Source organism: Paenibacillus sp. 2TAB26 (genome assembly GCF_052115145.1).
Classification (GTDB): domain Bacteria; phylum Bacillota; class Bacilli; order Paenibacillales; family Paenibacillaceae; genus Pristimantibacillus.
Genome location: NZ_JBFRGC010000008.1, coordinates 123,370 through 147,796, shown reverse-complemented (window position 1 = coordinate 147,796; position 24,427 = coordinate 123,370). Strand labels below are relative to the sequence as shown.

The 24,427-nt window shown below is 44.6% G+C and carries 22 protein-coding genes; 15 read left to right on the top strand and 7 right to left on the bottom strand.

Annotated features, from left to right (window positions below; genetic code table 11):
• Window positions 1-90: 90 nt before the first annotated feature.
• The 4 genes from AB4Z50_RS10695 to AB4Z50_RS10680 all read right to left on the bottom strand — a co-directional run bounded on the left by AB4Z50_RS10695 (window position 91) and on the right by AB4Z50_RS10680 (window position 4,423).
• Window positions 91-1,098, bottom strand: a complete 1,008-nt coding sequence (locus tag AB4Z50_RS10695; RefSeq protein ID WP_441878669.1) for an ABC transporter substrate-binding protein — start codon at window positions 1,096-1,098, stop codon at window positions 91-93.
• An 86-nt stretch (window positions 1,099-1,184) separates the two neighbouring features.
• A complete protein-coding gene (locus AB4Z50_RS10690) occupies window positions 1,185-2,834 on the bottom strand; it encodes an ABC transporter substrate-binding protein (protein WP_441878667.1) in 1,650 nt (549 codons plus the stop codon).
• Between the two features lie 123 nt (window positions 2,835-2,957).
• A complete protein-coding gene (locus AB4Z50_RS10685) occupies window positions 2,958-3,182 on the bottom strand; it encodes a hypothetical protein (RefSeq protein WP_441878878.1) in 225 nt (74 codons plus the stop codon).
• An 86-nt stretch (window positions 3,183-3,268) separates the two neighbouring features.
• Entirely contained in the window at window positions 3,269-4,423 is a 1,155-nt protein-coding gene (locus tag AB4Z50_RS10680; protein WP_441878665.1) for a GNAT family N-acetyltransferase, read from the bottom strand.
• Between the two features lie 357 nt (window positions 4,424-4,780).
• On the opposite strand from AB4Z50_RS10680, the gene AB4Z50_RS10675 reads away from it, so the two are divergent.
• From AB4Z50_RS10675 to AB4Z50_RS10655, 5 genes are all read left to right on the top strand, one after another.
• Complete coding sequence (locus AB4Z50_RS10675; protein WP_441878663.1) at window positions 4,781-5,665, top strand: helix-turn-helix transcriptional regulator; 885 nt, start codon at window positions 4,781-4,783, stop codon at window positions 5,663-5,665.
• Window positions 5,666-5,802: 137 nt separating this feature from the next.
• Window positions 5,803-6,246 carry an OsmC family protein gene (locus AB4Z50_RS10670; protein ID WP_076268773.1) on the top strand — a complete coding sequence of 148 codons (444 nt, stop codon included), beginning with the start codon at window positions 5,803-5,805 and terminating at the stop codon, window positions 6,244-6,246.
• Window positions 6,247-6,438: 192 nt separating this feature from the next.
• Entirely contained in the window at window positions 6,439-6,891 is a 453-nt protein-coding gene (locus AB4Z50_RS10665; RefSeq protein WP_441878661.1) for a hypothetical protein, read from the top strand.
• Window positions 6,892-7,197: 306 nt separating this feature from the next.
• Window positions 7,198-7,806: a TetR family transcriptional regulator gene (locus tag AB4Z50_RS10660; RefSeq protein WP_430055289.1), complete on the top strand. Its 609-nt coding sequence runs from the start codon at window positions 7,198-7,200 to the stop codon at window positions 7,804-7,806.
• Window positions 7,807-7,965: 159 nt separating this feature from the next.
• Complete coding sequence (locus AB4Z50_RS10655; RefSeq protein WP_441878658.1) at window positions 7,966-8,709, top strand: SDR family oxidoreductase; 744 nt, start codon at window positions 7,966-7,968, stop codon at window positions 8,707-8,709.
• A gap of 103 nt (window positions 8,710-8,812) precedes the next feature.
• On the opposite strand, the gene AB4Z50_RS10650 is transcribed toward AB4Z50_RS10655, so the two are convergent.
• Window positions 8,813-9,202: an SET domain-containing protein gene (locus tag AB4Z50_RS10650; RefSeq protein ID WP_054026376.1), complete on the bottom strand. Its 390-nt coding sequence runs from the start codon at window positions 9,200-9,202 to the stop codon at window positions 8,813-8,815.
• A gap of 185 nt (window positions 9,203-9,387) precedes the next feature.
• On the opposite strand from AB4Z50_RS10650, the gene AB4Z50_RS10645 reads away from it, so the two are divergent.
• The 7 genes from AB4Z50_RS10645 to mglC all read left to right on the top strand — a co-directional run bounded on the left by AB4Z50_RS10645 (window position 9,388) and on the right by mglC (window position 18,438).
• Window positions 9,388-9,978 carry a hypothetical protein gene (locus AB4Z50_RS10645; RefSeq protein WP_441878656.1) on the top strand — a complete coding sequence of 197 codons (591 nt, stop codon included), beginning with the start codon at window positions 9,388-9,390 and terminating at the stop codon, window positions 9,976-9,978.
• 268 nt (window positions 9,979-10,246) lie between these two features.
• Entirely contained in the window at window positions 10,247-11,899 is a 1,653-nt protein-coding gene (locus tag AB4Z50_RS10640; RefSeq protein ID WP_441878654.1) for a response regulator, read from the top strand.
• Window positions 11,896-13,653 (top strand): cache domain-containing sensor histidine kinase, encoded by a 1,758-nt coding sequence (locus tag AB4Z50_RS10635; RefSeq protein WP_441878652.1) that lies wholly within the window; start codon window positions 11,896-11,898, stop codon window positions 13,651-13,653. Before AB4Z50_RS10640 ends, AB4Z50_RS10635 begins: the two co-directional genes overlap by 4 nt.
• Entirely contained in the window at window positions 13,646-14,629 is a 984-nt protein-coding gene (locus AB4Z50_RS10630; protein WP_441878650.1) for a substrate-binding domain-containing protein, read from the top strand. The genes AB4Z50_RS10635 and AB4Z50_RS10630 overlap by 8 nt, the downstream gene beginning before the upstream one ends.
• 125 nt (window positions 14,630-14,754) lie before the next feature.
• Window positions 14,755-15,765: a galactose ABC transporter substrate-binding protein gene (locus AB4Z50_RS10625; RefSeq protein WP_441878648.1), complete on the top strand. Its 1,011-nt coding sequence runs from the start codon at window positions 14,755-14,757 to the stop codon at window positions 15,763-15,765.
• Window positions 15,766-15,873: 108 nt separating this feature from the next.
• Window positions 15,874-17,394, top strand: a complete 1,521-nt coding sequence (locus AB4Z50_RS10620) for a sugar ABC transporter ATP-binding protein (RefSeq protein ID WP_441878646.1) — start codon at window positions 15,874-15,876, stop codon at window positions 17,392-17,394.
• Window positions 17,395-17,421: 27 nt separating this feature from the next.
• Window positions 17,422-18,438, top strand: a complete 1,017-nt coding sequence (gene mglC / locus AB4Z50_RS10615) for a galactose/methyl galactoside ABC transporter permease MglC (protein ID WP_430055270.1) — start codon at window positions 17,422-17,424, stop codon at window positions 18,436-18,438.
• Window positions 18,439-18,576: 138 nt separating this feature from the next.
• On the opposite strand, the gene AB4Z50_RS10610 is transcribed toward mglC, so the two are convergent.
• Window positions 18,577-19,422: a Cof-type HAD-IIB family hydrolase gene (locus tag AB4Z50_RS10610; protein WP_441878644.1), complete on the bottom strand. Its 846-nt coding sequence runs from the start codon at window positions 19,420-19,422 to the stop codon at window positions 18,577-18,579.
• Window positions 19,423-19,437: 15 nt separating this feature from the next.
• Window positions 19,438-20,865 (bottom strand): MocR-like pyridoxine biosynthesis transcription factor PdxR, encoded by a 1,428-nt coding sequence (gene pdxR, locus AB4Z50_RS10605; RefSeq protein ID WP_441878642.1) that lies wholly within the window; start codon window positions 20,863-20,865, stop codon window positions 19,438-19,440.
• Between the two features lie 130 nt (window positions 20,866-20,995).
• Between pdxR and AB4Z50_RS10600 the strand changes: the two genes are divergently transcribed.
• From AB4Z50_RS10600 to murI, 3 genes are all read left to right on the top strand, one after another.
• A complete protein-coding gene (locus tag AB4Z50_RS10600) occupies window positions 20,996-21,463 on the top strand; it encodes a RidA family protein (RefSeq protein WP_441878640.1) in 468 nt (155 codons plus the stop codon).
• A 126-nt stretch (window positions 21,464-21,589) separates the two neighbouring features.
• A complete protein-coding gene (locus AB4Z50_RS10595) occupies window positions 21,590-23,476 on the top strand; it encodes an LTA synthase family protein (protein ID WP_441878638.1) in 1,887 nt (628 codons plus the stop codon).
• A gap of 152 nt (window positions 23,477-23,628) precedes the next feature.
• Window positions 23,629-24,426: a glutamate racemase gene (gene murI / locus AB4Z50_RS10590; protein WP_441878636.1), complete on the top strand. Its 798-nt coding sequence runs from the start codon at window positions 23,629-23,631 to the stop codon at window positions 24,424-24,426.
• Window position 24,427: the final 1 nt, after the last annotated feature.

Genomic DNA, 24,427 nt, shown 5'->3' with positions numbered 1-24,427 from the left:
AGCGGTGGTTATTATTTTAGAATAAGTAGAACTTATTATAGTTAAAAGAGCCTTCAAAGCCACGCTGCTAGTGGTTTTGAAGGCTTTTTATTATTTCCCTTGATTAACGAGCCACTCTGTCAGCTCTTCAGATTGAGCTAGAACAGCGATGGGGTCATAATACCATGATCTCTCTTCAGGCCATATGTAGATGTGGCCATTTTTTACAGCCGGAAGATTGCCCCAGATCGGGTCGTTTTGAAAATATTCTATCGTACGGTCATTGGATGTCAAAATAATATAATCGCCTGCATACTTGGACAGCATTTCCGATGAAATTTCAGCCCACTGCTTCTTCATGATTTCATCGGCAACATCGACAGGAGGTTTACGGCCTAATGATTGATAGATGGGTTGGCCGCCGCGACCGAAGTTGTCTCCATAAACCCAAGTCGTTTTATCGCTGTACTCCATGATGGAGAAGGTTGCACCCTCAGGAATAGCTTTATCTACCTTAGCTTTGGCTTCTGCAATGCGTCGGTCATATTCGGCCAGCCATGACTTAGCTACATCTTCTTTTCCGAATAAATCTCCGAAATAGGTCAACTCAGCGTGAACATTTTTTAATTCTCCGTATGGGATAACAATCGTTGGTGCAATTTTACGGAGCTGCTCGTAGCTGTCTCCGTTGGCTGTAATGATGAGATCGGGGGAGAGGCTGATTATGTTTTCAGCGGATGGCTCTCCATAAATTCCTGTATCTGCAACGCCTGCCAGCGCTTCTTTGAAATAGTAGTTTTCTATCGTAACACCCGGAGATCCTGCCGGAATAACATCAAGAGCAATCAGGCTGCCCAAGTATTCTTCGGCTACAATCCGCTTCGGATGAACCGGAATTTCGATGTCGCCTTTAACCGTGGAGACCGTCTTGAATTTCGCAGCTTCCGGCACGGCCGTTTCGGGTGTGGTCTCTTCGGTGCCGCTTGATGGTGCTCCAGCGTTGGTTGGAGCTTTTTCTGTTCCACAAGCGGAAACGAGAACCGCTAACAATAGTAATGAAACGGCAAAAATGAAACGACGGCTGCTGTAAAACTTCTGTTGAAAAGAAAACAATGTCATATCCCCCTTATTTAAAACGATAATCATTCTCAGTAACACTTTACCGTGTAATCTTGAAAATGACTATGGACTAAAATGATGTGTAGTCATGCAGATTTGTGACGTGAGGTCATCGCACGAAGCAACTCTCGAAGCTGCGCTTGCGTAGAGATCGGGTCGTATCCGCAAAACATATCTGGCTCATTAAGCAGGTATACTTGCTTATTCTGGACAGCTTTCAGCGCAAGCCAGCGAGGGGAGTGAAATAAACGATCCATTTGAATCAGATCACGCTGGCAAGAAGGCAATGAAGTAATGAAAATATGGTCGGCCGGATAAGATGCAATGGTTTCGATATCTGCTTCCACATATCCACGAGCGAAAAAGCCTTGTTCCAGCAATTCGGAGGGAGGCTGAAATCCGAGATCATCATAAAGAATTTGACTGCCTCTGCCATGACTGCTGCTGCAGCAATAAGCTTTGTTCGAATCAATCTCCCATACAACGGCGGTACCGCGATAGCCAAGCTGGCGATCCAGCCTATGATTGCTTCTAATGATCAACTGATCATAATAGGCGAGCCACGCTTCAGCTGTCTGATGTTTATCTACAATGTCAGCAATCATAAGGAACTGTTCGCGCCAGTTCATCGTCATAAAAGGGAGTTCCACCACTGGCGCGAGCGGAAGCAGGTCCTTATTCTCTTCCGCCGTATTGTAGCTAATAATGACATCAGGCCTTGCAGCAGCGATCGCTTCATAATAGGTGGAGGGAGTTTGGCCGTATGTATTTAACTTCTGACTGGTGTTTACAATCAACTTGTTATTGGAATGCTCCAACCAGGTTGTATAGACGCCAAGCTCTGGGATAACGCCGAGCGCCATTAGGCTAGCGGTATGATTTAGATTCAATGCGGCAATCCGTTTGTGCTTGCGCTGATAGGCGGTGGGGGAAAGCCCGACAGCTTCTTTGAATTTACGGCTTAAATAAAAGCCTTCCTTATAGCCGACTTCTTGAGCAAGAGTATTCAGATCAGGAGCTCCGACAAGGATACGCCGCTGCGCGCTGCGAATTCGCAGCAAGGTTAGATAGGCATTGAAGGTGCGTCCCGTATTTTTGCGGAATGTACGTGAGAAATGCTCTTGGCTTACATTAGCTTGTTCAGCCATTTGCTCCCGCGTCAGATCCTTATTAAAATGCGTCTCCATATATTGAATGGCATGCTCAAGCCAGTAGTTGGATGGCTGCTTCAGAGCATTACGTTCTTTGTACAGCTCCACAAGCAGCTCAATAAACAACTGTTGAGACTGAAGCGGTTCACTTAATTGGGGCTCTCTCCACACCGTTTCCAGCTCGCCGGCTAATCTAAGGATTCCGACCGGACAGCGATGCAGCGGTTCAGGGTGATTGAGCCCACAATGCTCGGAGCCCTCCGAAGTCAAGCAGCGATAAGCAATCTGGATACCGCGCAGCGAGGGGGAAGCCTTCCATTTTAGACGCTGAAGGGCATCGCATAACACGACGCTTCCACGCGCTATCTCATACAACTGATCGTTAATAGAAAGCTCAGCTGTACCGCTCGATACGATGAAAATTCGGGAAAATGGTGCCGATTCTTCAAAGAAGCGGTCTGCCACCGTTTCATTATCTACTCTAGTTACTTGGACAGGCATATAAAATAAATGGGAGGCAAGGGACATTTCTTCACAAGCAGGGGACATAGGCAGTTCACTCTTTCTGGATGATGATAAATCCATCGACTTCTCTCATTATAAATGATAACAGTTCTCAATTACAATGGATAGCGCTCATCATACAGAAAAGAGCTGAGAAGGATTAATCCTTCTCAGCTCGTGCTCTTGGTAATCTGTGAATTGATATTAGAATAATGGACCAGGCATGCTGCAGCCTGGAAAAGAATTAACATCTTGAATCGTATTAATGGGATATTGCTTCGTCGCAAATTGACTCTGATACAAGTATTCCTGCAGCACTAAATTACCGCCGGTAATGCTGCATAAAACGCCTGTTACACCTTGTCCGTTCATTAAAGAGACGCCGACTGGCTGGCCGACTAATCCTAAAGCCTTCGAATACCATGACATTTGAAGCATAAAAGAATCACCTCCACCATGCATTGTATGTTAGACATTGGCGGAGGGTAACAGAGGTCAACAGAGGTCAACCTCTATTACTTACATGCTTCAGCGAAAATACGAGCCATCTGCTCGCTGTCCGCTTCTCTGTAGACATAATCATGATAATGGGGCTTGTGAATGCCCTGCCAACCTTTTTCCACCGCGCTTTTATAATAGTGTATGGCACGATCCTGCTCTCCGGTCAAATAAAACAAGCAAGCGGCATTCCAATACAGCGCGGCATCTCCGTTCCAATCCCAGCCTTGATCAAGAGCTTGTGCGTAGCTCCATGCTGCACGTGCATAGTCTCGTTCCACGCCATATCTCGTATCTCCACGCAGATAATGGTTCCCGTTAACAAGGAGATTATTTAAAGGCAGATTCCATCCGAACAAAACGGGGAAATCAATAAGCAGCTTAAACCCAGCAGCTATAGCGGTTTTTTGCGAGCCTATATTGCTTGACCAGCATTGCCAGCCTACTCTTGTCATACCTCGTTGCTTCGCAAGTGACAGTGCACCTAACGCTGTTTTTCGAGCCCATCCGTTGCCTCGATATTGTTCATCTGTTTGAATGCCAAGCTCACATTCATCCCCGACTACCCAATCGGTCAGGCACCAGCTGATGATGGCGGGCCCTTCATCCGTGTCTTGAATTGCAGCGCATCCAAAACCTCTATCCTCATAAGCTTCAATGGAGGCCCAGCCACCTTGAATTTCACTGATGACGCCAACGAGCCCTATTAAATCTTCTCTTTTAAGAAAGCTGCTATCTACCGGAAAAATATGATCAGCAAGCTTAGTCTCTATTCCGTCCAGATTGTGAGTAAAGGTCATTCGGCCAGTTCGCAGAGGCAGCAGATCCTTCATCACGAGGCTGAGCATATTTTCCCATTTCTCATCCGAGGGATAGAAGAGCACATAATCAAGCCGTCCGATGGCTGCAAGCTTCAGCAAAAGTTCTTCTTTAAACAGCTTGTTTACTTCTTCAAAAAATAAATGATTTTCAGGGCTGCCGCCTAAAAATATACCTTGAGGGCTTGTTAATACAGCTGTCGCGCTGTCAATGGACAAGAAAACTCTACCGTGCAAAACACCTTCAATGACACCTTGAATCGATAAATGGTGCTTCAAAGCTCCAAAAAGTGCTGCTGCTTTAGAGAAGTTTTCGCTGGTAAGTTCCGTTCCTATCGCTTTCGAAATATACATAAACTTATTTCCTCCCAGAAGTATGTGAGAGGTTTATTTAATTATAAATGTAAACCTCTCACATGCTTTTTGATTTGATTGTTCTTATTCAAACATCATCACTCCTTTTAACGTAGTAGAGGTCATACTCTAGGTGCTGTTGATACCATGTCTAAATTCATTATGCTTAGTGGAAATAGGCACGGCAAGGTGCTGTTTATTTATACTTAAACTTTACTGATTTCACACAAGTGTAATTTAACCAAAAATGATTTTTACTAAAATAGAGGATTAAGCTTGCAGCAATGACAACTTAGCAAAAAATATCAAAAACAGCCTTCTTCCTTCTGCTATTCTAGAGTCAAAGGAGGCGCACCTTTGATTACTCACAACATCATTCAAAAAAGTATCCAGTACATGGAGGATAACCTTCAGGATGAACTGACACTTGAACAAATAGCTGCACACGCTGGTTTTTCTCCATACCATTTTCACCGTTTATTCCGAAAGGAAGTAGGCATAAACATAGCGGATTATTTGAGAAGCCGCCGACTTTGTTATGCATCTAGACTGCTACTAAACACGGATGAAACGATCATTACGATTTCGTTGAACTGCTATTTTGAAAGCCAGGAAGCATTTACAAGAGCATTCAAGAAGATGTACAGCATGCCGCCGGGCCGTTACCGTAAAATGTTTGCACCACATACGTATTCTACTTTAGGAGGAGATTATATGGATCAAGCTTCACCTGTGAAAGACTGGTTCCTGACGGGAAGCCAGCCTCAAAACTATGAAATGGGGGTTGACCGCAGCATTGTTCATCAAGGAAATGCATCGGGGTATTTGAAGGCGCTTAGTGCAGAGGAACCGGGTCAATTTGGTACGATGATGCAGCAATTTAAAGCTGAGAAGTTTGTCGGTCGCAGAATGAGATTCACAGGTTTTGTAAGGACAAGCGGGGTACAGGAATATTGCGGCTTGTGGATGAGGGTGGACAACAACGCTCAGGATATTTTGCAGTTTGATAATATGAATAATAGAAAAATTATTGGCGATACGGGCTGGAATCATTACGCTATCGTATTGGATGTTCCTGATAACAGTGCGACCATATCCATTGGTGTACTGCTTATGGGCAAAGGGCATGTATGGGTGGATAGCTTCAAGTTCGAAGAGGTTGATCTCAGCGTGCCAACAACTAATCTTGAGATGGAAAGCGAGCTGCTGGATGGGCCGTCTAATCTTTCATTCGAGGAATAATAAAGAGTAGATAAGCTGCATGGCTGCGATTCCAAGGATTGACATAAATTTAGAATGAACATATAATACCTAGTAAATAACTTGGTTTATTTGCAAATGATCTACAAAAAAACCAATGAACTAGAGGAGACTACAAAATGGCTGTTCAAACGTTTAAAGCAACTGCTCAATTACAAGAGGGCGTAAAGGTTTTAACGAAGTCTAGACATTTCGAGCTCACGATCGATGAGCCCAAAAGCTTGGGCGGGACAGATACGGGGATGAATCCTGTTGAAGCGCTGCTCGCTTCATTAGGAGCTTGCCAATCGATTGTTGCTAGAGTTTACGCTCCAAAGTTTGATGTTAAACTGGATGACTTCAGAGTAGAGGTAGAAGGCGACATCGATCTTGATGGATTTTTCAATAAATCGGATGTGCGTCCTGGTTACTCGGATATTCGCTATACCTTCCATATCAAAACCGATTCACCAAAAGAAAAGGTTGAGGAATTCGTGAAGTTTCTAGAGAGCAAATGTCCAGTTGGCGACACCATCGCACATCCGGTTAACGTGAAACTAGAAAGCATCGTTATTGATCATTAATTTTAAGCTGTTCGCTATCATTAAATGTTCATACATAAAGACAAAGCAGGCTAGGTTTCCCCTTTATGAGGGGAACCTGGTCTTTTTTTTGAAAAATACATTAATTTCCTATTTAACGGATAAATGATAACTCGTAAGGGCATTATCCTTAAAGGTAACAAATACTTCACTTATTGAATAGGGAGGAACAAAATGAGTAAGTTTATGACAAGGCTCGTGTTGATCAGTATTTTTACTCTGGCGATTGTTGCTCCTCAGGCAGCAAGTGCTAGGGAGCAGACCATACCAATGCTGCGCGAGGTGAAACAAACATCGCCTAATCAACTGCTCATCACTTACGACCAGCCAGTTGATAAAACAAAAGGCATAACGCCAACAAATTATTGGATTCAGAGTACAACGGATGTTACACCAACAGGCATCGCAACCCTTGGCAAAAATGATCAAGTGAATCCAAGCAATTCATTAACAGCGAGTAAAGTATCGATAGCTGCGGCAGACAGTCAAAACCAAAGCTTTGTGCTTACCTTTAACCAGAACATATCCAAGGGTAAGTCCTACAAAATGATTATTTGTTATGTAACAACGCCTGGCGCACCTCCTTTTACAGGTGATAACGGCTCTGCAACCTTTATTGGTCAATAGCTCTCTTTTTTTCATAAAAAGGCGGGCTTTACCTTTAAGTCATAAGCGCATATAAAGCCGAATGCCTCTTACTGGAGGACATTCGGCTTTATTATTACAAAGTCATTATGATGCAAGCATACGTTAAGATCTTAAATATTATATATCATGTTTGCTTGCGAATTAAATTGGCTTTATTTTAATAGCATAAAAACGAATAACAAAATAACGATATTGTCATTACACTCTTGATTTGATATAGTAGGCTAAAATCACCGAGAGGGGGGACAGTGCTGAGCTAATGGATCTTCCAGCTGTCTGAAGTGGATGAATCGCTCACTGCCCAATATGACAAATGATCTTCCGTTGAATAAGGAAACGATTTTAGATGCAGCTGAACAGGTGCTTAGACGTTATGGGCCTGATAAAAGCTCGGTTGTGGATGTAGCTAAGGTGCTGCAAGTAAGCCATGGTACGTTGTATCGCCACTTTGCAAGTAAAGCTGCATTGCGAGAAGCGGTAACGGGGCGCTGGCTGGAGAGATGCATCGCATTGCCTTTAGAAGCGATAGCCAATCAAACCGGCGGCAGCTCTTCAGAGCGCTTGCGTTTATGGATGGAGACGCTCATCCGCAGCAAGCGGAATTATGCAGCCAATGATTCAGAGATGTTTGCGATGTACGCGGCTGTCACTGTAAATGCGGTTGAAATGATCACCGATCATGTGAACCGCTTGATAGGGCAGATCACGCAAATTATAGATGAAGGAATACGTTCAAACGAATTCAAGTCTGGACAAGCCGAGAACTTAGCGAAGGCCGTATTTTTTGCAACGTCGAAATTTCATCATCCTGCACATGCCAATGAATGGTTGGCAGAAGACATCGATGAACAGTTCAAATTCGTATGGAATTTACTGCTTAGTGGAATCGTATAATGTGAAGCCCCATGATGATTTTAATCAGAGGGGCTTTTTTATTTATAGATAAATCTTCTTTAAATAAAATGACAAATAATAAAAAATGTCACTTGATATTTGTCTGTGGCGAGAATATAATCAGATCATAATGATGTAGATGCCAAGGAGGGAATAGTTTTGGAGAAGCGTTTAGCTGGGAAAGTAGCATTGGTAACGGGAGCTTCAAGGGGAATAGGTCGGGAGATTGCTGAGCAATTAGCGGGTAACGGTGCAAAGGTTGTTGTGAACTTCACGAGTAGCCCAGGCAAAGCAGAAGAAGTAGTAAATGGCATTAAGCGTTTAGGTGGTGAAGCTATAGCGATTCAAGCTGATATTAGTATCGTTGCGGAAGTAGAGGCTATGTTCAGCAAAACGTTAGAAGCTTTTGGACAAATAGATATTCTTGTGAATAACGCGGGTATTATGATTACGAAGCCGATTGCTAATATGACGGAGGAAGACTTCGATAAGCAGTTCGCTATTAATGTGAAGGGCACATTTTTTGCTTGCCAGCAAGCGGCATTGCATATGAACGCTAACGGAAGAATTATCAATTTCTCGACTTCGGTTGTTGGCGCGATGTTCCCGACGTATAGCGTGTATGCAGCGACGAAAGGAGCAGTTGAACAGATCACTCGCCAACTAGCGAGGGAGCTTGGTCCAAAGGGGATCACCATTAATGCCATTGCACCTGGTCCTGTTAACACGGAGCTCTTTAAGGTAGGGAAATCAGAAGAACAAATATCGGGTATTGCCAATATGAATGCATTCGGAAGATTGGGTGAACCTGAGGATATTTCGAGTGTGGTGCTGTTTTTGTCCAGTGACGAGTCACAGTGGATGACAGGTCAGACGATTCGAGTGAATGGCGGTTTTGTATAATTTTGTTGTGAACAAAAAAGACGAGTCCGATCGCAGTTTCTGCGGAACGGGCTCGTCTTTATTTACGCCGTGAAGCTTAGAATAAGGGCAGAAAGCTCACTTGCTATTTTTCGTCCTCATTCACTTTCTCATCAAACCACATCGGATCATCGTTATCCACGTTGTAGTTGATAAGAAGCTCTTCGCCAGCTTTTACGTCTGAGTAAGTAAAGAAGTTAACGACATGATTGTCAAAATCAAGATCGTGATAAGCATTTGGGGTATAGGAATGGTTGAACAACATGCCGTATCCAAGCAGGATCGCAGTGTGATTAGCGCCATACTCAAACACATAATCAGCAAGCATCGTTTTCTCTATGTGCTCATGCTCCTCATTCGGGAAAGGAATGACCGGGGCTTCATGAAACAGTACGCCTTTTGCAATATCAACCTTCGCAAATACTCCTCTATTAAATTCTCCATCGCTAAGCTTAGAAGTCTTTACCTCAATCATGTTAGTCACCTACGGTTCTTTAGTCTAAGGAGCTCGTTGCCATTGCATTAAGCTCGCTCACCTTAGGTAATATATCAATTTAATGAGTAAATAGCCAGCGGCTTCGGTAAACGTTATTTCATAACGATCCATTATTGTGGGAACATTTATCATTTTCAGCCCGTCTAGGTTATGAGGTGATGATGATGAACCAAAAAATTCTGCTATACCTTTTATGTGGAGTCATTCTGTTAAGTACAGCACTTATTGTTAACCCTAAAGCAGCTTTCGCATGCTCGTGTGCAATGTCGCCATCTGCAGAGACGCAGGTAAAAGATGAGCTTGGACGCAAGACTGCCATTTTCACTGGAAAAGTAATCAAGGTAACACAGCCTCCTAAGAAAAAAACGATGTCATCTGCTGATCTCGTTCAAGTAGACTTTGAAGTAGCAACGGTATGGAAAGGAAAACTCAAGCAGCAGACAGCTGTATATACAGCGATGAGTTCTGCAAGCTGCGGATATGAAAAATTTAATGCAGGTGATACCTATATCGTGTCTGCTAATGACAGATCAGGAAAGCTTGAAACAGGGATATGTGATTTAACGAAGCTGGTTTCTGCTGCAGGAGAAGAGTTGAAGGTACTAGGCAATGGTTATAATCCGCTGCCCTTAAGCGCTGGCGAGGTTTTGCATGCTAACGAAAGCGGAGCAACAAAGCTGCAGATCATCATAGGTGCGCTAGCCCTTTTTATGATCATTGGGATTGTTGTTGTGCGAGCACGACGTCGTCAATAAAGGAATGAAGGATGTTATATTTATAGGTTGTATATGTGCAAAAAATAAGCCGTAAGCTCTTTAAGAGGATTACGGTTTTTTTGCATGCTCTTATAGGCTTCGAAAGTTATTTTCCTGCATGAATAAGAAGATAGGAGTAAGACATACCCTAACCTAATCCATTGATTTCTTATTTACATTCATAAAATCTATGGTTAAATGGGGAGTGGCGAAACGAGGTGATTGAACAGGTGCTTCGTCAAAAAGCATTAATTTTGGAGGGGTACATGTGTACAAGCTGCTGCTCGTTGATGACGAGCCGGAAGTTACGGAAGGATTAATGAGTGAGATTGATTGGAAGAGCTGCGGTTTCTCAGAAGTTAGAACAGCAGGAAACGGCAAGGAAGCGATGGAGATTTTTGAGAAAATGGAGCCTGATGTGCTCATTACAGATATTAGTATGCCATATATGAACGGTCTGGAGCTGTCGGAATGGGCTAGAAAGGTATATCCCATTACACGAATTGTCATCTTATCGGGTCATGATGAATTTGAATACGCGAAGCAGGCCATACATTTGCAGGTAGAGGCTTATGTTTTGAAACCGTTCTCGGCAAAGCAGCTAACGGACACGATTGCGGAAGTAGCGAAGCGCATGGATGAAGAACGTGAGAAGCGAACCAATATTGAGCTTCTGGAGGAGCATTACCGCACCAGTCTGCCTATCGTGCGCGAGAAGTTTCTTTCCTCTTTAATTACTCGCAAACAGTCTTATAAGGACATTTCTATAAAAGCAGCGAAATACGGCATGGAGCTGGATGGTGAAGGGTACATCGTATCCATTATTGCAGTTAATCACTCTGAACATCAGAAGGATGCTGAGCTTCAACCACCCTCACATTCACTTGCTTCGTCAACAGATTTGGATCTGAAGCTATTCTCCGTGTGCAATATCGCGGCTGAAATATGGAATAGACATGAGCTTGGCAAAGTTTTTATTCATCAAGATCAAGTTGTACTGTTCACGGTCAGCCCAGAACCCAATAAGGAAGTGGTTATGGAGCAAACACAGGATGCGTTAAAGGAAATACTGCAAAGTATCGAGAGGTTTTTACGTTTTCCCGTCATGATTGGCGTTGGAACCTTCACACAAGATGTTGGAAATCTCAAGTATGCCTATGAGGCTGCAACGGTTGCTCTAGATTATCGCCGGATTCTTGGCAACAACCTCATCATTTGTATCGATGATATGGAAAGTCGTGTGAATGACAAGCTTCTCTTCGATGAATGGAAGGAGCAAAATCTAGTTCGAACGGTGAAGCTTGGTACCGAGAAAGAGCTGGAGGAAGTAATTGATGGACTTTTTGATGAAATATCCCGCATCCAGGCTCCTGTTCATGAGTACCAGCATTATTTGCTCGAGATGGTAACGGCGATTATCAAGCTGACCAAAGCTTATGAGAGTGACAATGATGACATTTTCGCAGGCGGATGGGGCATATTGAATCAATACCAGAAGCTGAACAGCATGCAGGAAACGAAGGCTTGGTTTGGAGATTTATGTGCTAAGGTGAGAGTTCGTATCGCCAGCCGCAGGCAGCATACATATAAACAAATCGTAGAGGATGCCATTCACTATACGAAAGAGCATTATCACGATAGTGATTTGTCTATTGCGAAGGTGTGTGCCCATCTGCATATCAGCGCAGGATATTTTAGCGGTCTGTTCAAAAAAGAGTTGAAAATGACGTTCGGTGCTTATTTGCTGCAGCTTCGAATGGAACAGGCAAAGGAGCTTCTTCGCACGACAGAGCTCAAAGCATTCGAAATTGCGGAGAAAATCGGATTTGCCGATCCGAATTATTTTAGCCTCAGCTTTAAGAAATATGCCGGATTGTCTGCCAAAGAATATCGCAGCGGCTTACTGGGACAAGAAAAATGATAAACCGCAAAAGCATACAGTTTATATTAACCGTTTCTATTACGATATTTTCTGTGTTTATTATATTGCTTGTCAGCGTTGTATTATACGGTCGTTTCTCTGCAACCGCGCAGGAAAATGCCTTTCGCAACTCACAGCAAATTGTCGATCAAGTAAGCTACAATCTTGAAAATTATATAGAGGTCACGTCTGACTTGTTCAATATGATGCATCATTCAATCGGACAAAGCGCCGATGTGAAGTCCGATGGGATGCGCCGCCAGCTGGAATCGATGATGTCGACGCGTTCGGACACGGTATCACTCACCTTATTCGATGATAAAGGTCAACTGCTTATCGATTTACCGAATGTTGAGCTGAAGGAAACGCTGAAAGTGACGGAGGAAGGCTGGTTTCGAAGCGCACTCGATTCAGCAGGTCACTTATCTATATCGCTTCCGCATGTTCAAAATTTGTATAAGCAGCAGTTCCGATGGGTCGTATCGATGAGCAAAAGCATCACAGTGCAGCATCAAGGCAAGCAGGTTCATGGCGTTTTGCTGATGGATGTCAATTTCAATACGATTGATGAGCTGTCCGAACGAGTGAGCTTGGGGCAAAAGGGTTATGTGTACATGCTGGACGAGTCTGCCGGCAACATTGTTTATCATCCGCAGCTTGAGCTCATCTATGCGAAGCTGAAAGAAGAGAATGTTGAGCTGGCGCTTAAGCATACGTACGGCAGCTTTATTGACGATTCTACGGATGAGGCAAAAATGATAAGCGTTCAAACGATTGGCAACGTCGGCTGGAAGGTAGTAGGCGTATCCTATTTGGATGAGGTGATGACGACAAGCGGGCAATTAAACCGATCGATGTCCAAGCTTGTTATAGGCCTAGCGCTAATCGTATTTTTATTATCGAGTTTAGTCGCACGGAGAATCTCAAGACCGATCAAACGACTGGAGCTTTCGATGAAAAGCGTAGAGCGGGGCGACTTCAACCTGGCCGCCAGCGGCGAAGGGCCGCTTGAGATCAAGCGTCTTGCAGATCGGTACAACATTATGATCGGTACGATCAAACAGCTGATGGAACGAATTGTAAGGGAACAGGAGAGCAAACGAAAGTACGAGCTGGAAGCGCTGCAAGCGCAGATCAATCCACATTTTTTATACAATACGTTAAATACGGTCGTACGCATGGTGGGCATGAACAAAAATGAAGAAGTGATTACGACGATTACGTCGCTGTCCAAGCTGTTTCGCATTAGTATAGGCAAGGGGAAAAGCCTAATCACGCTAGCGGATGAGATGGAGCATGCACGGAACTATTTGGTTATCCAGCACATGCGGTTCAAAAATAAATTCGACTATTCCTTTGATTTGCAGCAGGAGGCATTGTCGCTTGCTACCTTAAAGCTTATTGTTCAGCCTCTAATTGAGAACGCGCTCGTGCATGGCATTGAGCCCTCCGTTGACAAGGGGCATATTGCTATTTCCATGAGGCTTGAAGGCAGTGATATTGTGATCAAAATCGTTGATAATGGGCTTGGCATGTCGGAGGAGAGACTGGGTAAAATTCTTACAGGTGCTGTCATAAGCTCGAAGGGATCAGGTGTTGGGGTTATGAATGTGCAGGAGAGAATTCGACTGTTTTTTGGTCCAACTTATGGTTTGCATTTCGAGAGCGAGCAGGAAGTAGGCACAACCGTCACGATTCGTTTCCCTGCTCTTACGCTGCAGCAAGCTGAAGGAGGGGAAAAGCATAATGGTTAATCTCAAAGGCAGGGTCATTAGCTTGCTGCTCTTCATCATAGCTGTCCTTTTATTGTATTCCGCTCTCTACCCGGGTCCAGAAGTGCCGAAGCAGGAGCAGACTGGGAAGACGATTCAGCTTATTCTTCGGACGAGCAAAGGCGACTACTGGAAAAATGTGACGATGGGCGCACAAGCTGCCGTCAAAGAATTTGGCATTACTCTGCATGTCTCTGCTGGTGCAGATGAGGGGGATATCAAAGGGCAGCTGCAATCAGCTATGCAATCGCTGGAGACTCGGCCAGATGCAATTGTACTCRGARCAAATGATGATGCGGCATTTCAGCCTTTTTTGGAGGAAGCTGCAAAGCGGAATATACCAGTTATCGCAATGGACAGCTTGCTAACCTCGGGGAAGACGGCTTCTTATGTCGGAATGGACAATTACTTAGCTGGCAAAGAAGCGCTGCGGGAAATCGCCAGACAGCTTGGAGGCAACGGCGATGTTGCGATTGTAACGTATAGCAAGGGTGGAATTAATGGCATTCAGCGGGAGCGGGGAATCCGTGATGCAGTTAACGAATATGAGGGACTTCACCTTGTTGGCAGTCAATTGTGCTCGGAGGCGTACCAAGAATGTGAGCAAACCGTCAGCAGTATTTTAGATAAGCAAAAGGTAGACGGCATATTAACACTTAACACAGAAACGTCGATAGGAGCGGCGTATGAACTGAAACGCAGGCAAGCGGGCAATAAGATCAAGCTGGTAGGCTTCGATAGCTCGCCAGAGCTGCTGGAGCTGCTTCAGGAAAATCAGCTGCAAACATTAATCGTACAAAATCCCTTCAGCATGGGCTATCTTAGCGTCAAGCATGCATTAGCAGCAGCAAATGGACAAGCGGTTCCCGAGAAGGTTGAAATGAGTATGGAGCTTATAACGGAAGAGAATATGTTTTGGCTTAAAAATCAGAAGTTATTGTTCCCTGTTGTGCAATAATGCTCATTTTATATGCAAATAGATGAGGATATTAATAAAAGTGATGAGGATATTACATGTGAATCCCTCCAAAATTACGACATAATGAAGCAGTAGTTAATTCATCCACCAGGGGGATATAAATAATGAAAAAGTGGACAGCAGCGCTCGTTATTGGAGCATTAGCAGTTACAGCAGCAGGTTGCGGAAGCGCAAATGGCGACGGGAGCGCAAGCAGCTTGCCTAAGGCAGGCGTAGCCATTTATAAATTTGACGACACATTTATGAGCGGTGTGCGCAGCGCGATTGATACAGCGGCAGAAGGTAAATTGGCAGTAGATATCGTAGATAGCCAAAACTCGCAGCCCACACAAAATGATAAAGTTGATTTGTTTATAACTAAAAAAGTAAAAGCAATGGCAGTTAACCCGGTTGACCGTACAGCTGCTGGCATCGTTATTGATAAAGCACAAAAAGCTAATATTCCGGTAGTATTCATTAACCGCGAGCCGCTTGCTGATGATTTGGCAAAATGGGACAAGGCGTTTTTTGTAGGCGCAAAAGCTGAAGAGTCAGGCACTATGGAAGGCGAAATCATTGCTGAGTATTGGAAAGCACATCCGGAAGCGGACAAAAACGGTGACGGCGTGCTGCAATATGCGATGCTGAAAGGCGAGCCGGGGCATCAAGATGCTGAGCTTCGGACCAAGTTCTCTGTACAGGCGATTCAAGATGCTGGCATCAAAGTCGAGAATATTGCTGAAGATACTGCGATGTGGGATCGTGTTAAGGGCCAAGAAAAGATGGCAGCTTTCCTTGCTTCCAAAGGCGATAAAATTGAAGCTGTTCTGGCAAACAACGATGACATGGCGCTTGGCGCGATTGAAGCATTGAAAGCTGCTGGCTACTTTAAAGACAATAAATTTATGCCGGTTGTTGGCGTAGATGCAACAGATCCAGCTAAGCAAGCGCTGAAAGAAGGCACTTTGCTCGGTACCGTTCTAAACGATGCGTCGAACCAAGGTAAAGCAACGGTTGAGCTTATGCGCGTTCTTGCTGCAGGCGAAACACCAACGAAAGAGAACACAGGCTTTGAAATTACAGACGGTAAATACGTTTGGATTCCATACCAAAAGGTAACGCAAGAGAGCAAATAAGATAAGCGGTAAGATGGATGATCAAGAGCGGGGGAATAACGTCACTTGCGTTGCCCCTGTTTTTTTTCGCCTACTTTCTTGGCGGGCTGGACAAAGGGAGGCTATACGATGGCAAAGCAGCATCCTTATTTGCTTGAAATGAACGGGATTACCAAGACGTTTCCAGGTGTTAAGGCGCTAGATGATGTTACGTTAAAAGTACGGCCGGGCACGGTTCATGCGCTCATGGGCGAGAATGGTGCAGGTAAATCTACATTGATGAAATGTTTGTTTGGCATTTATAAGCCGGATAACGGCGAGATCATTCTTGATGAGCAAAAGGTTGATATTAAAAACTCCAAGGACGCATTGAATTATGGCGTCTCCATGATTCATCAGGAGCTGCATCCAGTGCCGCAGCGCAGCGTGATGGAGAACATTTGGCTTGGCAGATTTCCGGTAAGAGGCATAGCGCCTTTCCGGTTCATTGATCATAAAAAGATGTACCGCGACACAGCTCAGCTGTTCGAGGATTTAAATATGACGATTGACCCGCATCAGCTGGTCGGCGAGTTGTCAGTTTCCAAAATACAATCGCTCGAAATTGCAAAAGCGGTGTCCTTCAATTCCAAAATTATTGTAATGGATGAGCCTACTTCCTCGCTTACAGGCAATGAGGTAGAGCAGCTGTTCGACATTATCAATAAGCTGCGTGCACGAGGCGTTTCAATTATTTATATTTCGCACAAAATGGAAGAAATATTACGAATCTCCGATGACGTGACGATCATGCGCGACGGTAAATACATTGGTACTTGGCCAGCTCCTGAGCTGACCATCGATACGATTATTACGCGCATGGTTGGCCGAGATTTATCGGATCGATTCCCGGAGCGTACGAACATCCCAGGAGAAGTCATGCTACGCGTAGAGGGATTAACCTCGCCGCATGCACATTCCTTCAAGGATGTATCGTTCGAGCTGAGAAAAGGTGAAATTCTCGGAATAGGCGGACTGGTTGGGGCTCAGCGTACTGAACTGATTGAGGCGTTGTTCGGGCTTCGATCCGTAAAATCAGGTGTCATCTACAAGGATGGAAAGTCGATCACGATTAAGTCGCCAATCGATGCAAAGCGCCACAAAATTGCACTATTAACTGAGGAGCGCAGGGTGACGGGGATTTTTCCGGTGTTGTCCGTAACCGAGAACACAGCGATCGCTAATCTCGATTTATATCAGAATCGCTTTGGTTTCTTAAATGAATCAAAGATGAGATCGGAAGCAGCAAAAGGTGTTGAGAAATTCAAGACGAAGACGCCGTCTGTTGATCAACTGATTCGCAACCTATCCGGCGGTAATCAGCAGAAGGTGCTGTTAGCTCGCTGGCTGCTTACAAATCCTGATATTTTGCTGCTGGACGAGCCAACAAGGGGCATTGATATCGGAGCTAAATATGAAATTTACAATATTATTATTGAGCTTGCCAAGCAAGGGAAAAGCATCATTATGATTTCGTCTGAGATGCCAGAGCTCATTGGCATGTCCGATCGCATCATGGTGATGTCGGAGGGTCGTGCCACAGGTATTCTTGAAGGCAACATGGCAACCGAGCAAAGTATTATGCGGCTTGCAGCACAGACGGGCTTATGATGAAGGATTTAAAGGAGGTTTACGGCAATGGAAGCAGCTAAAGGTTTGAAAATAAAAAATGCATTTTCGCAAAATGCCATTTGGATTGTACTTGTCGCATTAATTTTAGGAATCGCCATTATTGATGCAAACTTTTTGTCTATAACAACGCTTAGAGATATGATGGTGCAGTCTTCTACGCGAGTCATTATTGCGCTTGGCGCTGCATTTGTTCTTATCACAGCGGGAACTGACTTGTCAGCAGGGCGTGTAGTCGGACTCAGTGCGGTCGTATCCGCATCGATGCTGCAAATGCCTGAATATGCGAGCAAGTTTTTCCCTAACCTGCCTGAGCTATGGGTGATCATTCCGATTGTAATCGCGATCACGGTTGGTTTGCTGGTCGGACTATTGAACGGCTTAATCGTAGCGAAATTTAACGTACCGCCTTTTATTGCTACACTTGGTACGATGGTCGCGGTGTACGGTGCGAATTCTCTTTACTTCGATATGCCGCCAAACAACTCGCAGCCAATCGGCGGTTTGCGCAGTGATTTCACTGAAATTGGTACAGGTGCTGTTGGCAGCGGCCAATTCTCTATTCCTTATATCGTATTAATCGCTATTTTTGTAGCGTTCATCGTATGGGTTGTCTTCAATAAAACGCGTCTTGGTAAAAACATGTACGCCATTGGCGGCAACATTCAAGCGGCTCATGTATCCGGCATTAACGTGGCTAAAAACTTGATGTGGATTTATGCAATTGCGGGTGCTTTGTACGGCTTAGCGGGTGTGCTCGAAGCAGCGCGTACGGGCGGCGCGTCGAACAACTACGGCAATATGTATGAGCTTGATGCCATTGCTGCATGCGTGGTCGGCGGCGTTTCAACAACTGGCGGCGTAGGCAGAGTGAAAGGGATCATCGCAGGTGTTCTTATTTTCACTGTCATCAACTATGGTTTGACTTATATCGGTATTAACCCGAACTGGCAGCTGATTATCAAAGGTTTGATTATCGTTGTTGCTGTAGCGTTTGATATTCGCAAATATGTAGCGAAGAAGTAAAACGAGAACGAAGCAGAAGCTGTCTCAGAAGGTCGATGACCTTGTGGCAGCTTCTTCTTTCATTCACACGATAGGTTTTCATTGTACTTCGCGCAACTGGTGGCAGCTATTCAGCAATGATGCTTTTAGATATGCAGGCTAAGACTTCTCCTCAATCACACGCTCAATATACTTCGCTACTCCATCCTCATCGTTGCTCTCTACGACTAGCGTGGACAGCTCAATGAGAGTAGGATGCGCATTGGAAACAGCGACCTTGGTGCCGGCAGCTTCGAACATCCCTAAGTCATTCAGATTGTCACCGAACACCGTAACGTCCTCAGGCGTACATTGCATCAGCTCAGCCCATTGCTTCAAGCCTTCTTTTTTATTGGCTTTGCTGTGGCTGAATTCTAGAAAATAATGATCTTTTATATATTGATCCTTCATGAGATGAACATGAACCCGATCGCCGAATGTACGCTGTACTTCATCCTTAAGCGGCTCAAGCTCATGCAGCAAGCCAATATAAGTCACAATCAGCGTCCTAAAGGCATCCGAGCATTCGAGCAGCGGCATTTCTCCAAAACGAGGATCATTAGGGCGGCTCTCGTAGAAGGTTATGTCGCCAATTCGCAGCAGCTTCTCGTGGAATACACGTTCCTTATCCTCCGCATCAAGGGCGAACAAGAAGGGAATTAGACTTTGTTTTCTTCCTAGATCAATAATTTGATTTGTCGTTTCGTTATCCAGCCAGTATCCGCCTATGACCTTAGATGAAATGGGATCAAAGATAACCGCGCCATTATATAAAACGATCGGATATTTCCACGGGATAACAGATACGATTTTGTTAGAGCTGATATAGCTTCTTGCCGTTGCGTAACTAATGATGATACCTTGCTTCATCGCATGGTTTATGACGTTTATCGTATACTCGGACAAGGTAGCATCCGATTGAAGCAGCGTTCCATCGAGATCTGTAAGGAAATGATTGTTTGCCATTAATAAAGCCCCCTGTTATTCATGATTAGGAAGTAGGGCTCCCGCCCATGCTTTCACGAGCCGGCGCAACCCTCGTTCCAATTCTTTCTCGTTTAATCCGCCGAACCCCAAATACAATCTTACAAAACGACCGGGCAGGATAGGCGTATCCTGTGCAGCATACACGTAAACGTCCTCCGAAGCAGCAAGCTTAATCAGCTCCTCGGCACTGCACATTGTTTGAACAGCGATTTCCACATGCATCCCTGCACAATCCCCATGAACCTGCACATGCTCGGGCAAATAAGTGTCAATGAGCTGAAGCATCTTAGCACGTTTTTTACGATAAAGATTGCGAACCTTCCTTACATGCCTGTACCAATGCCCTCGTTCCATGAACAGCTGCATGGCCCACTGATCAATGCGTGATGGACTCGTAAGTGTGTGCTCTATAGCTTGCAGCTTGCTGAGCAGCGGAGTCGGGACAACCATATAGTTCATACGCAGCGCGGGTGTGAAGGCTTTGGAAAACGTCCCAATATAAATGACGCTGCCCTGATGATCCATTCCTTGAAGAGAAGGGATGGTTTTGCCTGAATAACGAAACTCTCCGTCGTAGTCATCCTCAATGATATAGGCGCTGTTTGTGCTTGCCCAGTGGAGCAGCAGCTGCCTAGTGGAGTAAGGCAATGAGCTCCCAGTAGGACGATGTGAAGGAGTGACATATAAGATTCGAATTTGTTTGTCTTCTAATATAGAAACGAAGTTCTCCATGTTATGGATGGGGACAGGAGCGACGTTGTAGCCGTGCTGCTGGAAGGCAGCTCTTACCTGAGCGATACCGGCTTCTTCCACTGCAATTGTAGATGCACCGTGTAGCAATTTAGCGAGAATTTGTGTGCTGTAAGAAAAACCTGATCCAATAATGATTTGTTCAGGCGTGCAATTGACGCCTCTTGAACGCTTTAAATAGTAAGACAATTGCAAACGCAAATCGTATTCGCCCCGCGGATCGCCATACTGATGAACATAATTCGCATGGAGAGATAGGGCATCATGAAGGACGGACTTCCATGCGCGAATGGGGAATGATTGTCCGTCCACGGCGAGCAGGCTGAAATCGACGACTGCGTCGTTTTGGATAGGAATCGGAATGGAATGGCGATGTATGCTAGCTTTTTCTTCTAAAATCTCTGTATGAACCATGGCAGCAGCAGGAGTTAATTGTGACTGTATAACAAATAGACCGGCGCGCGGCTTGCTAACCACATACCCTTCTTCCAGCAGTATGTGATAAGCCGTTTCAATTGTCGTTTTACTAAGCTTCGATTGCTCGCGGAGCGATCGAATTGATGGAAGCTTTGTTCCATCCGCTAGAGCACCAGATTGGATGAGTTTCCGTAAATGTCTGTACAACACCAAATAGACAGGGCCTTGCTCTTCTTCTGAAAGGTTGATATCCATCTTATCACCACACAATCTGACCCTTAAAATTCATATAAATCTGACACTGTGGTAGAGGTCAATTTCAGTATAAACTTTGGCATAGGCTTCCATCAATAACAAGAAATATAAATGGAGAGAAGGGGTTGCTATGCCGCAAGTAGAAGGAACCGTTGAAAGTAGATTGGCAACATTAGGGATTATTGTACCAAAGGCGAGCGAGCCCGCAGCTAAATACGCTAACTGCGTATTTTCAAATGGACTTCTGTTTGTTTCTGGCAAAGGACCTGCGGCCACGATAAAAGGGAAGCTTGGCAACGAGTTTACGACAGCAGAAGGTTATCAACTCGCTAGGCAGACAGGAATTGAAGTTCTCGCCGTATTAAAGCATTCACTAGAGCGGTTGGATCTTGTGACTCGCGTCGTAAAGGTACAAGGTTTTGTGAATGCTGATCCGAGCTATGAAGAGCATCATAAGGTACTCGATGGCTTCTCGGATTTGATGGTGGAGGTATTTGGCGAGAGAGGAATTCATGCACGTTCGGTCATGGGGGCGAGCTCCTTAAGATATCAGCTGCCGATCATTGTTGATTCTATTTTTGAAGTGGCCACGGAATAAAGTCTTCTAATTATTAGCCGTTGCATTTGTTTTTATATTGCCTTAACATTAAAGTTTAAGAAAGCCGTCAGGTGATGACGGTTTTTTTATATTTAATGAAGTGCAAATTTCTAAGGAGTGAGCGTCTTGCAGTTTTTCCCTAAACGTTATGACAGATCACTGTTTATCGTTATATTCATCTTTATGATGTTGAAAATGCTCCTGTTTCGCCATTTCGTCTTTTCGGGCATACAGGTGGAGAGCTTGCTGCCTGATGCAGCAGCCGTACTTGCACTGCTTCTGCTGCTGGAGCTAGTCACCTCTGCGAGGTGGAGAGGAGCCGTATTTGGACTCGTGAATGCCGTGTTTTCCTTGCTGCTATTTGCTTCAACGGTGTATGTCAGTTATTACGGAACAGTACCTACGTATACCGCACTGCATGGACTTGACCAGGTACTGCAAATTAGGACAAGCGTAGGGTCTATTATTTTGCCTGCTTATTATATTTACTTTCTGGATGTTGCCGTCTTGGCAGCTCTATATATCGTTAAACGTGTCAGAGGAATACGCAGCGATGGACGCAAGCGAATTGCCAAACCTCTATACACAGCCATTGCAGCTGTTCTATGTATTGCGATCTCGGGTGGATTCATTTGGTCCGCGAGTACGATTCCGAATGAAATCGTGAAAGCTGAGAATTTAGGCTATATCAATTATCAGGTAGCGGTAGCCGTTAAGGCGAGCAAAGAGCAGGCCGCGCTGAAAAATGGCAATGTAGAAGAAACAGGGGCTGATGCGGTAGCGCTCAAATCCTCCTATTTTGAACAAGCTGGAGAGATGGTCGTTGCAGGCATGCCTAATTATTTCAGATCTGCCGAAGGTAAAAATGTGATCGTCGTTCAAATGGAGGCGTTCCAAAACTTTGCCATCAATTTGTCTGTCGGTGGTCAGGCGGTTACGCCTGTTCTTAATCAGCTAGCGAAGGAAAGCTTCTACTTTCCTTATGTATTCCAACAAATTGGACAAGGGAATACTGCGGACGCTGAATTCATGTCAAATACTTCTATCTATCCAACCGGGGATATGGCGATGTCTACAGGCTATGGTGATCGAGAGCTGCCGAGTCTTCCGAGACTGCTTGGAGAAAGCGGGTATGAATCGGGCACCTTTCATATTAATGATGTGACTTTTTGGGATCGCAACCGAATGTATCCTGCGCTAGGTTTTACGGCATATTATGATAAAGCATCATTTAAAAATGATCATTTTAATTCTTTTGGCGCATCGGATGAGGAGCTTTACAGGGTCGGTCTTGAAAAGCTTAACGATATGAAGGAGCAAGGCAAGTCTTTTTATGCTCAATTCGTAACTGCATCCAGTCATCATCCATTCAAGGTTCCAACGGAGCTTCAGCATATTACGATGCCGGACGCCTTGCAAGGAACGCAGCTGGGCAATTATTTGACCGCATTAAATTATACCGATTATGAACTAGGCCGTTTTATTGAGGGGCTCAAAGCGAAAGGCATGTGGGAAAACACGGTGTTGGTTGCCTATGGCGATCACGCTGGTCTACAAACGACAGACAATGATCCTGCATGGGTTAGTGAGCAGCTGGGCATCCACTATGATGAGCAAATTAGCCGCTTAAACATCCCGCTTATTGTTCATGTACCTGGCGTAGAGGGGAAAACCGTTAATCAGGTTGGCGGTCAGGTTGATATTATGCCTACCATTGCAAATTTACTAGGCATATCGCTTGATGATCAAACATTTACGGCATTTGGTCATGATTTGCTTAATATTTCTCAAAATGTAATCGGTATGCGGTATTATTTGCCGACAGGATCATTTTTTAATAATGACATCTTATTTATACCTGGCAAAGGCTTTGAGGACGGAACTGCCGTCGATATTAGAACGAAAAAGCCAGTAGCCGACTTCAGCAAATATCGTGGAGATTATGATTATATACTGGAACTCATGAAGCTTTCGGATGATTATGTACGTCTGCTGCCGAAGCGGGCACCATAGAAACAGATGAAATGCCTCTTGTCTATCCGGACTTGAGGCATTTTTTTCTTCGCAAATGCAATTATAAGCTTTTATGGAGGCAGGCAATGAGGTAAGATGGATATAGCTACAGAAGGTACTCTATTCCAATAAACGTAAGGAATCGATGAGACATGCGAATTGGTTTTTTTGATTCAGGGCTTGGCGGGCTTACCGTATTAGCGGAGGCACTTCAAAGACTACCTGATAAGGATTTTCTTTATATGGCGGACACGCTCCATGTTCCCTATGGGACGAAGTCAGAGGAAGACGTGAAAGCGTACATTTTTGAAACGGTTGGTTTAATGATGGAAGAGGGCATAGATGCATTGGTCGTCGCTTGCAATACAGCGACCAGTATTGCAATTAACGAGTTAAGAGAGCGTTATTCCCTGCCCATTGTCGGCATGGAGCCTGCTGTTAAGCCAGCAGTAGAAATGAATCGAGCAACAGGCAAAAGGGTACTCGTCTTCGCAACGCAGTTAACGCTACAATTGCCAAAATATTACGCACTCGTGTCACGCGTGGATGAGATGGGAATCGTGGATTCACTGCCTCTGCCGGAGCTTGTGCGTTATTGTGAGGCGCTGCAATTCGATAAACAGATTATCAACGAATATTTCCGGGTAAAGCTCGCAAACTATGATTTAGACAATTACGGAATTATCGTACTCGGCTGTACACATTATCCTTTCTACAAGGATATATTGAGGGAGCTGCTTCCTGCTCATATCGAGATTGTGGATGGGAATGTGGGAACGGTGAAACGCTTATCCGCATTATTGAGCCGCTATGGTATTCCTGGAGGCGGAGGCAACGGTAACGTACGCTTTATGTGCTCGGGCCAAGAGCCTGCCTACATGGACAAGATGCAAAAGGCACTTTCGATTTTACGTGAAAAAAATGTTTTAACACAGTCACTTCAAAGCTAAT